Annotated in this window: 12 protein-coding genes and 1 riboswitch; of the genes, 6 read left to right on the top strand and 6 right to left on the bottom strand. The window is 66.6% G+C overall.

Features of this window, described 5'->3' with window-relative positions:
- Nucleotides 1–220 precede the first annotated feature (220 nt).
- A complete protein-coding gene (locus DVS29_RS04895; protein ID WP_118179301.1) occupies nucleotides 221–1,654 on the top strand; it encodes an MFS transporter in 1,434 nt (477 codons plus the stop codon).
- A 13-nt stretch (nucleotides 1,655–1,667) separates the two neighbouring features.
- Here DVS29_RS04895 and DVS29_RS04890 read toward each other — a convergent pair whose 3' ends face one another.
- Complete coding sequence (locus DVS29_RS04890) at nucleotides 1,668–2,111, bottom strand: MarR family winged helix-turn-helix transcriptional regulator (protein ID WP_118179300.1); 444 nt, start codon at nucleotides 2,109–2,111, stop codon at nucleotides 1,668–1,670.
- A gap of 171 nt (nucleotides 2,112–2,282) precedes the next feature.
- Here DVS29_RS04890 and DVS29_RS04885 point away from each other — a divergent pair, with 171 nt between their 5' ends.
- Nucleotides 2,283–3,824 (top strand): DHA2 family efflux MFS transporter permease subunit, encoded by a 1,542-nt coding sequence (locus DVS29_RS04885; protein ID WP_118179299.1) that lies wholly within the window; start codon nucleotides 2,283–2,285, stop codon nucleotides 3,822–3,824.
- 67 nt (nucleotides 3,825–3,891) lie between these two features.
- Entirely contained in the window at nucleotides 3,892–4,491 is a 600-nt protein-coding gene (locus tag DVS29_RS04880) for a hypothetical protein (protein ID WP_124800596.1), read from the top strand.
- A 39-nt stretch (nucleotides 4,492–4,530) separates the two neighbouring features.
- Here DVS29_RS04880 and DVS29_RS04875 read toward each other — a convergent pair whose 3' ends face one another.
- Both DVS29_RS04875 and DVS29_RS04870 read right to left on the bottom strand, forming a co-directional pair.
- Nucleotides 4,531–5,844, bottom strand: coding sequence for a DUF3443 domain-containing protein (locus DVS29_RS04875; RefSeq protein WP_118179297.1), 1,314 nt, complete (start codon nucleotides 5,842–5,844; stop codon nucleotides 4,531–4,533).
- Nucleotides 5,845–5,871: 27 nt separating this feature from the next.
- The gene (locus tag DVS29_RS04870) at nucleotides 5,872–6,369 is read right to left on the bottom strand and encodes a DUF2844 domain-containing protein (protein WP_118179296.1); all 498 of its coding nucleotides are present in this window, start codon (nucleotides 6,367–6,369) and stop codon (nucleotides 5,872–5,874) included.
- Between the two features lie 343 nt (nucleotides 6,370–6,712).
- Between DVS29_RS04870 and bamC the strand changes: the two genes are divergently transcribed.
- Both bamC and DVS29_RS37200 read left to right on the top strand, forming a co-directional pair.
- On the top strand, nucleotides 6,713–7,939 hold the full coding sequence (bamC, locus tag DVS29_RS04865; protein WP_118179295.1) for an outer membrane protein assembly factor BamC: 1,227 nt from the start codon (nucleotides 6,713–6,715) through the stop codon (nucleotides 7,937–7,939).
- Nucleotides 7,940–8,119: 180 nt separating this feature from the next.
- On the top strand, nucleotides 8,120–8,275 hold the full coding sequence (locus tag DVS29_RS37200; protein ID WP_164707843.1) for a hypothetical protein: 156 nt from the start codon (nucleotides 8,120–8,122) through the stop codon (nucleotides 8,273–8,275).
- A gap of 434 nt (nucleotides 8,276–8,709) precedes the next feature.
- Here the strand turns inward: DVS29_RS37200 and DVS29_RS04855 are convergent, their stop codons facing one another.
- The 3 genes from DVS29_RS04855 to thiC all read right to left on the bottom strand — a co-directional run bounded on the left by DVS29_RS04855 (nucleotide 8,710) and on the right by thiC (nucleotide 13,264).
- Nucleotides 8,710–10,308 (bottom strand): L-lactate permease, encoded by a 1,599-nt coding sequence (locus DVS29_RS04855; protein ID WP_118179293.1) that lies wholly within the window; start codon nucleotides 10,306–10,308, stop codon nucleotides 8,710–8,712.
- 316 nt (nucleotides 10,309–10,624) lie between these two features.
- Complete coding sequence (locus DVS29_RS04850; RefSeq protein ID WP_164707842.1) at nucleotides 10,625–11,080, bottom strand: hypothetical protein; 456 nt, start codon at nucleotides 11,078–11,080, stop codon at nucleotides 10,625–10,627.
- Between the two features lie 252 nt (nucleotides 11,081–11,332).
- On the bottom strand, nucleotides 11,333–13,264 hold the full coding sequence (gene thiC, locus DVS29_RS04840; protein ID WP_118179291.1) for a phosphomethylpyrimidine synthase ThiC: 1,932 nt from the start codon (nucleotides 13,262–13,264) through the stop codon (nucleotides 11,333–11,335).
- Between the two features lie 109 nt (nucleotides 13,265–13,373).
- Nucleotides 13,374–13,491, bottom strand: a riboswitch (TPP riboswitch).
- 325 nt (nucleotides 13,492–13,816) lie between these two features.
- On the opposite strand from thiC, the gene DVS29_RS04835 reads away from it, so the two are divergent.
- A complete protein-coding gene (locus tag DVS29_RS04835; RefSeq protein ID WP_124800595.1) occupies nucleotides 13,817–14,386 on the top strand; it encodes a hypothetical protein in 570 nt (189 codons plus the stop codon).
- Nucleotides 14,387–14,406: the final 20 nt, after the last annotated feature.

The raw sequence follows: 14,406 nt of genomic DNA, 5'->3' as shown, positions 1-14,406 counted from the left end.
TAACATAACATTTCAAGCCGGCAAGAAAGTTTTCGCAACGACGTTTTCGTGATCGAGAGGGTGGCCGCGACGCAGGCGGGTGAGGGGTCGAGCGGCTGGTCGGCGACATCCGTCAGCGCATGTGGCCGGCCAATGAAACTGCAATCGTGACTGCGCGACGCACGGCATCGGTGCGATAATCGCGGCTCGCCCATTTCGAATAGCGAGCGCGTGCCGCCCCATGCTGCGTGATCTGAAGGCTTTCATCGCCCCCGTCATCGTCGCCTGCGCGATGTTCATGGAGGCCGTGGATGCCAACGTGATCGTCACGGCACTCCCCGAAATGGCGCGCGCATTCGGCCGCGATCCGGTCACGCTGAAGATCGCGGTCACGAGCTACGTGCTCGGCCTCGGCGTGTTCATTCCGGTGTGCGGCTGGTTCGCCGACCGCTTCGGCGCCCGCACCATCTTCCGCACGGCAATCGGCATCTTCATCGGCGGCTCGCTGCTGTGCGCGGCGTCCACGTCGCTCGCCACCTTCACGGTCGCGCGTTTCATCCAGGGCGTGGGCGGTGCGATGATGGTGCCGGTCGGCCGCATCATCATCTTTCGCGTGGTCGAGCGCGCGGACTTCATCCGCGCGATGAACTACCTGAGCGTACCCGCGATGCTCGGGCCGGCCGCGGGGCCGCTGCTCGGCGGCTTCATCACGACCTATCTGCACTGGCGGCTGATCTTCTTCATCAACATCCCGATCGGCATCCTCGGCATCTGGCTCACCAACAAGCACATCCGCAACACGCGCGAACCGTATCCCGGTCCGCTCGACTGGACCGGCTTCGTGCTGTCCGCGGGCGGCGCGTCGCTGTTCCTGCTCGGGCTGTCGCTCGTCGGGGGCGAACTGGCATCGGGCGAAACCGCGGCCGTGATGACGCTCGCCGGTCTCGTGATGCTCGCGGTCTACACGCTGTACGCGCAGCGCGCCGAACGGCCGCTGCTCGACCTGCGCTTTCTGAAAGTGCCGACGTTCCAGGCCAGTGTGATGGGCGGCTCGCTGTTTCGCATCGGGCTGGGCGCGGTGCCGTTCCTGCTGCCGCTCGTGCTGCAGGAGGGGCATGGGATGAGCGCGTTCCAGTCCGGCCTGATCACCTGCGCGTCCGCGTTCGGCGGCATGTTCATGCGTACGCTCGCATCGCGCGTGCTGCATCGCTTCGGCTTTCGCGCGGTGCTGATGTGGAACGCCGCGTTCTCGGGCATCGCGATTGCCGCGTGCGGGCTGTTCTTTCCCGGCACGCCGACCTGGGTGATCTGGCTCGTCGTGCTGCTCGGCGGCTTTTTCCCGGCGCTGCAGTTCACGAGCCTCAACTCGATGATCTACGCGGACATCGAATCGCGCGACGTCGGCCGCGCGACGAGTCTCGGCAGCGTCGTGCAGCAGATTTCGCTGGGTCTTGGCGTGACGATCGCGGGCATCGTGCTGCAGATCACGCGCGACCTGAACGGCCATACGATCGTCAGGTGGTCCGACTTCTGGCCGGCGTTTCTCGTCGTGGGGCTGTGTTCGTTCGCATCGATCCCGATCACGCGGCGTCTGTCGCCGCACGCGGGCGAAGAGATTTCGCGCGGCAAGCGCGGCAAGACGGGCGAAACGGAAGAGGAGCCGGCAGGAGCGTGACGGGCCGTGCGGTTTAGCGGTCCACCAGCTTGCCCAGATTGCCGCGCACCCGCCGCAGCATGTCGATCAGCTGATCCGCCTCTTCGGCGCTGAAACCCTCCAGCGCTTCGGCCGCGACTTCGTCACCCACTCGTCGCGCGGCGCCGAGCGCCTGTTCGGCTTTCTGCGTGAGCGTCACGCGCCGTTCGCGCCGGTCGTCCGGATTCGCCGGGCGCTCCACCCAGCCGCCTTCCTCCATCCGGTCCAGCAGCCGCCCCGCCGAGATCGGCGCGATCTCGAGCATTTCCGCGAGCCGCGCCTGGTTCACGTTGCCGAAGTGGGACAGATACGCGAGCACGCGGCATTGCGCGCGCGTGAGTTCGAGCGACGCGCGGGCGAGATCGTCGAAGCGTTTGCCGGACAGCCGGCCGACGTCGGAGATCAAGAAGCCGAAGCGTTTTTCGAGGTCGTAGTTCATCGCGGATAACGGTCAGGAGCGTGCGCCGGAGCATACCAGCAGGTCGCACGCGTTGGACAGGCGTGGCAAAGATGCCGATTTCGCGTCGGCCTGTGCGCAGTTTTCTTGCCACAGCTTACGCCGTCCGTATAATAAGCATGCTTACTAATTTCGTCTCCCACTCTTCTCGCCATGTCCGCAGCCCCGACGCCGGGTGGTTCTGCCGCACCGCTCAATCGCGGCATGATCACGGTCTCGATCATGCTCGCCACGCTGATCCAGACGCTCGACAGCACGATCGCCAACGTCGCGCTGCCGCATATGCAGGGCACGCTGTCCGCGTCGCAGGATGAAATCACCTGGGTGCTCACGTCGTACATCGTCGCCGCGGCGATCGCGACGCCGCTCACCGGCTGGCTGTCCGACCGTCTCACGGTGAAGAAGCTGCTGGCCATTTCGATCGCGGGCTTCACGATCGCGTCGGCGTTGTGCGGCCTGTCGGAAACGCTCGTGCAGATCATCGGCTCGCGCTTGTTGCAAGGCGTGTTCGGCGCGGCGCTCGTGCCGCTGTCGCAATCCATCCTGCTCGACATCAACCCGCGCGAGAAGCAGGGGCAGGCGATGGCGGTGTGGGGCATGGGCGTGATGGTCGGGCCGATTCTCGGGCCGACGCTGGGCGGCTGGCTCACCGACAGCTACAACTGGCGCTGGGTGTTCTTCATCAACGTGCCGATCGGCGCGTTTGCGCTCTTCGGCGTGCTCACGTTCCTGCCGAAGCGCGAGACGAAGCACGACGCGAAGTTCGACGTATTCGGCTTCGTCACGCTCGGCCTCGCGATCGGCGCGCTGCAGGCGCTGCTCGATCGCGGCGAGCAGCTCGACTGGTTCGGCTCGCTCGAAATCCGCATCGAGATGCTGGTCGCGGTGCTGAGCTTCCTGTTCTTCATCGTGCATACCGCGACGTCGGGGCCGAACACGTTCTTCCGCTATCAGCTCCTGAAGGACCGCAATTTCGCGACCGGCGTGTGCTTCATCTTCGTCGTCGGCGCGGTGATGTACGCGACGCGCGCGCTGCTGCCGCCGATGCTGCAGAACCTGATGGGTTATCCGGTCGCCACGACGGGCCTCGTCACCGCGCCGAGCGGCGCCGGCACGATGATCGCGATGTTGATCGCGGGCAGGATGCTGAAGCGTACCGACGCGCGGCTGCTGCTATTGATGGGCTTCGTGATCTCCGCGTTCGCGCTCTGGCAGATGATGCAGTACACGATCGTGCTGAAGGAGTCGGACATCGTGTGGCCCGGGCTCGTGCAGGGTTTCGGGCTCGGGCTCGTGTTCGTGCCGTTGAGCGCGCTGACGTTCTCTACCTTGACGCCCGCGTTGCGCGCGGACGGCACCGCGACCTACAGCCTGATGCGCAATATCGGCAGCAGTATCGGCATCTCGATCGTGCAGACGATGATGACGCGCGGCACGCAGATCGCGCACGCGGATCTGGCGGCGAACGTCACGCCGTTCAATCCGGCGGTGCAGCAGGTGCTGGCCGCGGGCACGCGCGTCGACGTCGCGCTGCTGAACCAGTCGATTACCGCGCAGGCGTCGATGATCGCGTACCTGAATGATTTCAAGCTGATGTTCGTCGCGACGCTCTGCGTGATGCCGCTGCTCCTGTTGATTCGTCCCGCGCGCTCGATGCCGGACGACAAGACGCTCACGCACGCCGCAGTGGATTGAGCTACCGTGCCGCAGTTCGCGCGGGCGCTGGGCTACAATGCCCGTCGATCTGGATTCGGGCTTCGTCATGAACATTCGTACGCTTCGCGCCGGCGGTCTGACCGCCGCGGCCGGCCTCGCGGCCCTGCTCGCGGCGGGTTGCGCCGCCGTCGTCAACCCGTTGAGCAATACGTCGAGCTGCGAGCACGCGTTGCGCGACGCGCTCGCGGAAAAGACCGAGCTGCCGCTGAAGGTCACGCATACCGGCGCGGGCATCGACGGGTCGCGCGTCGTCGTCGAGGGGCTCGTCGAAGGGCAACTGGTCACGGCGGCGCATCCGGCAGGCGCGAGCGCGGCCACGGCCACGTCGGCTTCCGCGCCGCACGCGGCATCGGCGCCGGCGGCAACCGCGGCCGCTCCCGCGGCGCCGGCGTTCAACGCGCCGGCGGGCGGTTACAGCAGTTCGGGACTCACCGCGAACTCCGCGTCGGAGATGAACGCCGCGGCGGCCGCGGATTCGGGCGCGAACACGGGTCTGCTGTCGTTCCTCAAGAAAAAGAAGAAAGTGACGACCGCCGTCGCGGGCGAATGCGAGTTCGATGGCAAGACGCTGTCGTCCTTCCATTGGCTCGCGCCTGCCGAGTATGCCAAGGCGCCGGCGGCTCCGGCTTCGGACGCCGACCAGTAAGCGCGGTGGCGGGTTTGCCCGCCGGCCGTGCCAATCCAGTCAGAACGCGTAGAACGGGCCGTTCCCGGCCGGGGTGACGCTCGCCTCGATGGCGGCGTAGACCGGCCGGCCGAAGAAGAACGGCAACCCCCAATCGAATGTGTTGCCGCCCGAGCCCGCGAGGTTGTCGAACGCGGCGTTCGAGGTCGCGAAGAGCGTCGTCGAACTGGTCACGTCGAACGACAGCGACGCGCTCGCGCGGTTCACGCCCGTGAGCGTGGACGCGAAGGTCTGCGGCGAAGTCGGGCAGTACCAGACGCCGCAGGCCGGCATCACGCCGCTGCCGAAGAAGAGGCCGTTCGAGCCGCTGTCGATGAAGCTTTGCGAGTACGTTGCACCGTTCGTGACCGTCGTCACGTAGCCGCTGCTGTTGGTGGTCAGCACGGTCGCGCTGCCCATCGCGTTGTCGGCCTGGGTGCCGATGCCGAAGATCAGCGAGCCGTTCACGGTCGCCGCGCCGTTGTCGCCAATCGCGGGGAGATCGATCACCACGCCGTTGTTGTGGGACGCGAACGCGCTGACCGGATTGGTCACCTGCTGCGCGAGCGGCTGCGCCGTCGCCGTGCAGGCTCCGCCGGACGGGCAGCTGTAGTACCAGCGCGGCAGCGCGGACACGATGCAGCCGCCGCCGCAATCCGCGCTGAAGAGCCCGATGCCGAGAATGCCGTTCGCACGCAGTCCCGACGCGGTCTGCATCGCGCGTCCGGAAGCCGCGCAGTCGGACGGCACGGTGGGCAGCGTTGCGTCGGCGATCACCTGCACCGGCGTCGCGGCCGCGAGTTCGCCGGCGAGTTTGACGTCGGCCGCGCGCACGGCGCCCCATGCGTAGCCGCCCGCGAACACCGCGCATTCGCCGGCCGGCGCGCCCGAACTGCCGGCCGCGACGGTGGGCAACGCGAGTGAGGACGGCAGCGCGGACGCGAGGATGCGCAACCCCTGCGAGCCGGTGTCGACCTGCACGTTGCCGATGGTCGCGCAGTTCGACGTGCCGGGCGCGCAGATCGTGACGCTCGTCATCAGCATGTTCGGCGTGCTGCCCGACGCGGTGGTGACGGTGATGGGCTGGACGTTGGCGGTCGTCGATTGCGGGACGATCGGCGTCGATGCGCCGGCTGCCGGGGCCGTGCTGCCGACGGTGCTGCCGCTGCCCGTGCCTGAAGCCGCAGGGGAAGGGGCGGCGGGTGTCGACGCGGTCGTGCTGCTTCCTCCGCTACCGCCGCCGCAGCCCGCGAGCGCCAATGCGAGCAGTAGCGCGAGCGCCCGTGCGGCGATAAATTTCGGCGCCGCGCGGTGTGTTGCGTGTCCCGGTTGCATCGTCTTTCTCCTGTCGGTGCGGATGGCTCAGCGCAGGTCGGCTGGCGTGATGCCGGGCGGCAGCGCGGCGGGCAGCCACGCGCGGCCGGTATACGCGCGCATCCGTCCGCCGGTTTCGACGATCACGTCGCCTGCCTGGACGCGCGATGCATGCAGGCTCGCCGTCAGCGGCGCGGCGCTCGCCTGTTCGCTGGCACCCGCGCGATACGCGCCGAGATAGTCGCCAAGAAGCGCACGCAGATCGGGCATCGTCGGGCCGTGCCACGTGTACGCGAAGATGCGGCCCGTGCTGTCGGCGTACTCGGCGATCGACGTGCCGCCGTCATCGATCACGTTGCGGACGACGGCGGCGCCGTTGAACGCCGCGTGCCGCACGACGCCGGGTATCGACGCGGATGCAGACTGGATTGACGAATAGGGCGCGGATGGCAGCGCCAAACCGCCGAGCTGCGCGCACGCCTGATTAATCAGTATGCCGAAATAAAATACGGAAACCCAGGACGCGAAAAGACGGACGGTTTTCATCGATGGGAGCAGGTGGCTGGAGCGATTCGAATGTTTTTCAAGATATCACCGGAGCGTGCGCCGATGCCTCCGGAGGCTTCCGTACTTTCCGTTCAAGCTTAAGAAAGATCTTGGTAGTGAATAGAAATGTCGTTGTGAATCAGCCGTTTGTGCGCACTTCCCGCGGACCGCGCGCGTTCCGCACTTGGTGGCGAATAGTTAAATCCACGCGCGACGGACGCCGCGGGTCCTTACGCGCGCCGTAACCCGACTCCGCGGTTTTTGCACAGCGCCTCCCGGCATCGGTAAAATAGCGGGTTGATCCATGGAAACTGCCGTGGCCTAGTGGAAGGATTCCCCGAACATGACTGATCTTCGTCTCACCTCGCGGCTTGCCGTCATGCTGTTGGCAGGCGGCCTGGTCGCCGGCTGCGGTACGTCGTCGCCCACCAAAATCGACTACCGGAGCGACCAGAAGTCCAAGCAGGCCTCGCTGGCCGTGCCGCCGAACCTGCTCGATGAAGCGTCGGATCAGCGTTCGCTGCCGCCGCAGGGCGGCCAGGCCTCGCTGTCCACGCTGCAACAGACGCAGCAGGCCGCGCCCGCCGGCAATCCGGTGCTGCCAGCCGTGGCAGGCATGCACATCCAGCGCGACGGCACCGAAAGCTGGCTCGTGATCGACAACCGTTCGCCGGACGATGTCTGGCCCCAGGTGCGCCGCTTCTGGCAGGAGCAGGGCTTCCTGCTGGTGGTCGACCAGCGCGACCAGCACGTGATGGAAACCGACTGGAACGAAACCCACCCGCAGATCAACGAAGGCCTGATCCGCAACACGCTGCAGAAGGCGATGGGCAATTCGTACACCACGGCCGAACGCAACAAGTACCGCACGCGTCTGGAAGCGGCGCCGAACGGCGGCACGTACGTGTTCATCAGCCAGAAAGGCCTGACCGAACAGCTGAACGGCACGAACAACGACAGCAGCACGTGGGTGCCGAAGCCGAACGATCCGGCACTCGAAACCGAATACCTGAAGCGCCTCGAAGTGTCGATCGGGACCGCGCAGTCGCGTGGCGACATGACGGCCGACGCGGCCGGCCTGTCGCCTGCCGGCGCGCAGACGGCTCCGGCGGCAGCCGCGAGCGCGAGCCAGAAATCGGCTGCGGCCGCAACGGCCGCGCAGAACGTCGTGCTCAGCGCGCAGACGCCGCCGCCGTCCGGCCCGGGCGGCAACACGTCGGCGCAATACACGCAGGACGAACTCACGCTCGGCGAGCCGTACGACCGCGCGTGGGTGCGCGTGGGCATCGCGCTCGATCGCAGCAACTTCACGGTGGACGACCGCGACCGCCAGCGCGGCATCTACTTCGTGCGCTACGTGGACCCGCAGGACATGACCTCGGCCGAGCAGGGCTTCTGGAACCAGGTGTTCCACGGCCGCAAGGAGAAGGTCGCGAAGACCTATCGTGTGAACGTGCGCGCGGTGACGCAGCAGCAGACCCGCATCGCGGTGGTCGACGACAGCGGCAAGGTCGACACGTCGCGTCCGGCGCGCGAAATCATGGCGCTCGTGATCGACCAGCTGCACTGATCGCGGGCGGCCGCGAGCCGCTTCGCTGCTTCCTCTGAAACCCGCCTGTCGGTCGCGACAGGCGGGTTTTTTTCATGGTGCGCCGCAACCATCGGACCCATCCATCGCGCCTGGGCCGGGCGCATGTCTTGCTACTTTGCGAATACAGGGCTCAAACGCCCGTTCGCGACGGAGGCGACCGTGTCCGACCTGATGATTCCTTACTGGATGTGGGCCGTGAGCTTGATCGTGCTGGCGTTGCTGTGCGGCGCGGTCCTGTCCACGCAGAACGACGAACGGCGCGCGCCGCGCCGCCAGCGTTTCGAGCGCCGCCGCGGCTGGCCGGTCCGCCGGTGACCGACGTAACGTGACGTCGCCCGTGACGTTACCCGTAACGTTTCGGCCAGCAGCGCTTCGAACTGCCTGGCGAATCAGCTGATTCCATTGAGATCAACGAGTTGCGGGGCATCGTCCGCAATTTTCGACCTTGGCATGTTCGGTGCTTTAAACCGTGCACCGAACAGGCCGTCAACGCGGGGAAGGCACGCCAGATCAAGCCTGGCGCAGCCTCCCGGCCGACTACTCGCATGTTCCTGATCGACGATGACGGGCGCCGCCTCGAGTGAGGCGGCGTCATGCCCGAAGCACGCCCGCGGCCGGTTGAGACGCAGCAGCAGGCAGCCCGCCGCGGGTTCCGGTGGCCCCGTCGCCTATCCTCGTAGGGCGACGGTTTCGCCCGCGCTCCCCAAGTGGAGCGCGGGCTATTTTTTGTGCGCGCTCAAACCGCGCGCTCAGTGCGGGATCATCCCCGTCAGCACGTGCTGCTGCAGCCACACGAGCACGCCGAGCACCACGGTCAGCAGGATCGAGTGCTTGAAGGTCTTCGCGAACACGTAACCTTCCTTGCCCTTGAGCTCGGTCGTCGCGACGCCGGTCGAGATGTTCTGCGGCGAGATCATCTTGCCCATCACGCCGCCCGACGAATTGGTCGCGGCCATCAGCACCGGGTTCAGGTTCAGCTGCTTCGCGGCGACCACCTGCAGGTTGCCGAACAGCGCATTGCCCGACGTATCGCTGCCCGACAGGAACACCGCGACCCAGCCGAGGAACGCCGACACCAGCGGAAAGACCGAGCCGACCGACGCGACCCCGAGGCCCAGCGTGTAGTTGAGGCCCGAGTAGTTCATCAGGTACGCGAGACCGACGATCGTCGCGACGGTCAGGATCGCGATGCGCGTCTGCACCCACGTGTCGACGATCGCGCAGCCGAACTCGCGGACGCTGATGCGCGTGACGAAGCCCGTGATGATGCACGCGACGAGGATCGCAGTGCCCGTCGCGAGCGGCTGGAAGTCCCAGATCGCGCCGTACGGCGTGTTGTACAGCGTGATGTACACGGCCTTGTCGAGACCCGGCCACGGCACCTTGACGTCGCCGATCGCGAAGATCTTCGCGACGGTCCACACGATCACGACCACCGACACGATCAGCCACGGGTACCAGCCCTGGCCGCCGCCGATCTTGCCGCGCACCTCGTTCACGCGATCGATGTTGATCGCGAACGCCGGGTCCGCCACGGGCTTCCACACGCGCAGGAAGCCGATCGTCACGATCAGCGACACGAGCGACGACAGCACGTCGGTGAGGCTGTAGTTCACGTAGTTGGACGCGACGAACTGCGTGAGCGCGAAGCTCAAACCGGCGACGAGCAGCACCGGCCAGATCTTCAGCATGTTGCGCACGCCCGCGTACACCGCGATCACGTAGAACGGCAGCGCGAACGCAAAGAACGGCAGCTGCCGGCCGACCATCTTCGCGAGCGCGTCGGGCGGCAGGTGGGTGACCGCGCCGAGCACGGTGATCGGCACGCCCAATGCGCCGAAGGCCACCGGCGCCGTGTTGAAGATCAGCGTGAAGGTGAGCGCCTCGAGCGTCGGGAAGCCGAGCAGGATCAGAAGCGAACTGGTGATCGCGACTGGTGTGCCGAAGCCGGAAATGCCTTCGAGCAGCGCGCCGAACGAGAAGCCGACCACCACCAGCACGATACGGCGGTCGTTCGGCAGATTGTCGACCATCCACATGCGGAACGCGGCGAAGCGCTCGGTGCGCTGCGCGATGTTGTAGAGCAGGATCGCGGTGAACACGATCCACATGACCGGCCAGATCGCGAAGACGACGCCCGCGGCGACCGAGTCGATCGCGAGGCCGACCGGAAACTGCCAGCCGACGATCGCGACGACGAGCCCGACCACGAGGCCGGCGAGCGACGCCTGCCACGCGGGCCGTCGCAGCCAGCCGAGCAGCGCGAGCACGGTGATGATCGGCAGCGCGGCCACGATGAAAGATAGCAACAGGGAATTGCCGATCGGCGTGAGTAGCTGATGGAACATGGTGTCTCCTGCGATGCGTTTATTGTTCGAAACGGCGCACTCGCCATGAGGCGGGTCGACCCGATGATTCGAAACGGCGCAGGAGCCCGATGTCTTGCTGCCCCGATGGACCCGGATGCGCCGGTGGTGCGGCGAACGGCATGCGCGGAGGCGGGACGAGGCGTCCGATAAAGCTGACCGCGCGGACAACGTACAGCTGTCGAGACGGGCTGATTTCAGCGTTTATGACATTCGTCAGCATAGAGGGACCGCGCCCGGCGTCAAGCGGGGAAACTACGCGGGACGGACCGGGCGGGACAGGCGCGACGGGTGCTGCTCAGCGATGCCAGTGACCGTGGCCGCCGCCCCAATGGAAGCCGACGCCTACGGCGCCGCAGCACCAGCCGCCGCCCCAGCCCCAGCCGCCCCACCAGCCGGGCCAGGCGTCGTAATACGCGGGCCACGCGGAGTAGGCCGGATAGTTGTAGTAGTTCGACATCGCGTAGACCGGAGCCTGCGCTGGCGCGACGTAAGTCTGCGTCGCAACGGGCGGGGGCGGTTGCACGCCGCGCGGCGGCGCATAAGGCGATGCGTTGTCGACCGGGGTGACGACGCGAGTCGATGACGCCGCAACGGTCGTCGTGGTGTACGGCGAATAACCGTACGGGTAGTAGCCGTACGGATAGTAATAGCACCCCGACAGCGCCAGCAGCGCGACGGCCGCGGCCGTCCATGACGCACGGGGAAGGGCGATGCGCGGCGGCGCGTTTCGATCGGTCAGGCGGATCTTCATGGCTCGCTCTCCAGTCTTGCCCCGCGCGGCGATGGGCGCGGTGTGGATCGAACCAGCATACGCCGAAGCGCGGCGCGCCAGGTTACAGGCGGACGCGCTTCGCGGGCTTCGATGTTTCCGTCTGTTGCAGCTGGCTGCCCACGTGAAAAAGCCCGCCGCGCCGGGGGACCGGCGGACGGGCTTCGAAGCGATCGAGCGGTGCGGCGCCACGCGGCCGGCGCGAACGCCGGCCACCCAGCCGGTCGTGGCGGCTTACTGCCGCTGATAGATCTCCGAGCCTTGCTTCACGAACTCGACGGCCTTCACTTCCATGCCTTTCTTCAGCGCTTCGTCGTCGGTCACGCCCTGCTTCGCTGCGAAGTCGCGTACGTCCTGGGTGATCTTCATCGAGCAGAAGTGCGGGCCGCACATCGAGCAGAAGTGCGCGACCTTCGCCGAATCCTTCGGCAGCGTTTCGTCGTGGAATTCGCGTGCCTTGTCCGGGTCGAGACCGAGGTTGAACTGGTCTTCCCAGCGGAACTCGAAGCGCGCCTTGCTCAACGCGTTGTCGCGCACCTGCGCGCCCGGATGACCCTTCGCCAGATCGGCCGCGTGCGCCGCGAGCTTGTACGTGATGATGCCTTCCTTCACGTCGTCCTTGTTCGGCAGGCCGAGGTGCTCCTTCGGCGTCACGTAGCAGAGCATCGCGGTGCCGAACCAGCCGATCATCGCCGCGCCGATACCCGACGTGATGTGATCGTAGCCCGGCGCGATGTCGGTGGTGAGCGGCCCGAGCGTGTAGAACGGCGCCTCGTCGCACCATTGCAGCTGCAGGTCCATGTTTTCCTTGATCAGCTGCATCGGCACGTGGCCCGGACCTTCGATCATCGTCTGCACGTCGTGCTTCCACGCGATCTGCGTGAGCTCGCCGAGCGTCTTCAGCTCGCCCAGCTGCGCTTCGTCGTTCGCGTCGTAGATCGAGCCGGGGCGCAGGCCGTCGCCGAGCGAGAAGCTCACGTCGTAGGCCTTCATGATTTCGCAGATCTCTTCGAAATGCTCGTACAGGAAGCTTTCCTTGTGATGCGCGAGACACCACTTCGCCATGATCGAGCCGCCGCGCGACACGATGCCCGTCATCCGGTTCGCGGTCAGCGGCACGTAGCGCAGCAGCACGCCCGCGTGGATCGTGAAGTAGTCGACGCCCTGTTCGGCCTGCTCGATCAGCGTGTCGCGGAAGATCTCCCACGTCAGGTCTTCGGCACGGCCGTTCACCTTTTCGAGCGCCTGGTAGATCGGCACCGTGCCGATCGGCACCGGCGAATTGCGGATGATCCATTCCCGCGTTTCATGAATGTGCTTGCCGGTGGACAGATCCATCACCGTGTCGCCGCCCCAGCGGATCGCCCACGTCATCTTGTCGACCTCTTCGCCGATGGAGGAGGTCACCGCCGAGTTGCCGATGTTCGCGTTCACCTTCACGAGGAAGTTGCGGCCGATGATCATCGGCTCCGATTCCGGGTGATTGATGTTCGCGGGGATGATCGCGCGGCCGCGCGCCACTTCCTCGCGCACGAATTCGGGCGTGATCTCCTTCGCGGCATTTCCACCGAACGCGGCGGCGCCGAACGCCTGGCCCGGGTGCTGGCGGCCCATCATCGTCGCGAGCTTCGCGCCGTTCGGACCGCTCGCTTTGAGGCTCTCGAGGTACTCGGCGCGACGCTGGTTTTCGCGGATCGCGATGAACTCCATCTCCGGCGTGATGATGCCCTGACGCGCGTAGTGCATCTGCGTGACGTTGCGCCCGGCGACCGCGCGGCGCGGCGTGCGGTGCAGGCCGGGGAAGCGCAGCTCGGCGGTGGCCGCGTCGGCGGCGCGCTCGCGGCCGAACTGGCTCGACAGACCGTCGAGCGACTGCGTGTCGCCGCGCGCCTCGATCCAGCGCTGGCGCAGCGCCGGCAGGCCCGAGCGGATGTCGATGTTTGCTTCCGGATCGGTGTACGGGCCGGACGTGTCGTACACGTAGACCGGCGGATTCGTTTCGCCTCCGAAGCCGGTCGGCGTGTCGGCCTGCGTGATCTCACGCATCGGCACGCGGAGGTCGGGCTGCGATCCCGTCACGTAGACCTTGCGGGAATTCGGCAGCGGTGCGACCGCGGCCGCGTCGACGTGCGCGTTGGCGGAAATGAACTTCGGATTGGCATTCATACGGCATCTCCAGATATGGGGCGACAGATCCGCGCGTCTTCTCGGCGAGACGGCGACTAAGCAGGAGATGAAATGGAAGTGAGTCGGGCTTCGGAAGAGGTGTGGCAGGTGGCGAAGCCCGTACGCTTCCCTGCGCTGGCATTATCCAGATCAGGTTCAAAGGGTATTTCTCACCCACGCGCACGGCGCTGTTGACGCCATGCCACGCAGGACCCCCGCGTTAGCAGCGACACGATACACCGGCGCGACGCCGTCTGGCAACTTATCTCGAAAATAGGATCGAACCGCCGGATTGACGACGAAACCGTCAATGATCGATGGAGCCTGCCGCAAAATCTGAATTTTCCGCACGCGACTGTGGCTATATTCAATTGCGAATCGCGCATTTTGCGAATTGTCGTATTGCGGTGGTTTCTCGCTCCTTGAGGCGATGGCACCCGTCGCGACAGTCCGCGTTGCGTGGTCTGGGCGGCCCGCTGGCGGGCCGGCAAGCCGACGCCGTGTCAGCGTGACAGCGCGGCGGTCGGGTTCAGTCGCACGGAGGAGACCATCTTGATTTCAAAACGCATTCAGCTTTCGCAGGAAGCATCGTTCGGTTCGCCGGAAGCATCGTTCGGCGTCATTGGCACTTTGCGCGGCGGCGTCGCGTCGAGGTTGGCCGTCGGGCTCGCGTTCGCGGCCATCGCGTGTAGCAGCGCGTTCACCTCGGGCAGAGTCCTCGCGGCCAGCAGCGGCGCGGTTGCGGCGCCGATCGGCGGCACGATCACGTTCACGGGCGCGATCGTCGCGCCGCCGTTCGACATCGGCGTGCAGTCGGGCGCGGCGACGCCGGTGGGCGGCGCGTTCGCGACGCGCGCGAATGCGTCGGGTCCGAGCGCGTCCGTCACGTTCGCGACGCCGCCGGGCGGCGAGCCGCAGGCTACAGTCGCAGTGACTTCGCCCGCGGGGCTCGCGCAGCACGAGGTTGCGGGACGCTTTGCCGATGCGACCGGTCGTGCAGTGGCTGCCGACCGTACCGGCGCGTATCACGTCGGCGCGCGGGGCGGCGTGCTGTCGCTCGGACCCGCGACCGGCGCGGTGCGGCCGACGGCGCCCGTCACGGTGGTGGTCAGCTACAACTGACCGGCGCTCGTCCACCGGAG

Origin of the sequence: Paraburkholderia phosphatilytica (assembly GCF_003443895.1) — a bacterium.
Lineage (GTDB): Bacteria > Pseudomonadota > Gammaproteobacteria > Burkholderiales > Burkholderiaceae > Paraburkholderia > Paraburkholderia phosphatilytica.
Note: the sequence above shows the minus strand (reverse complement) of the source record. Positions and strands in the feature narration are given on the sequence as shown.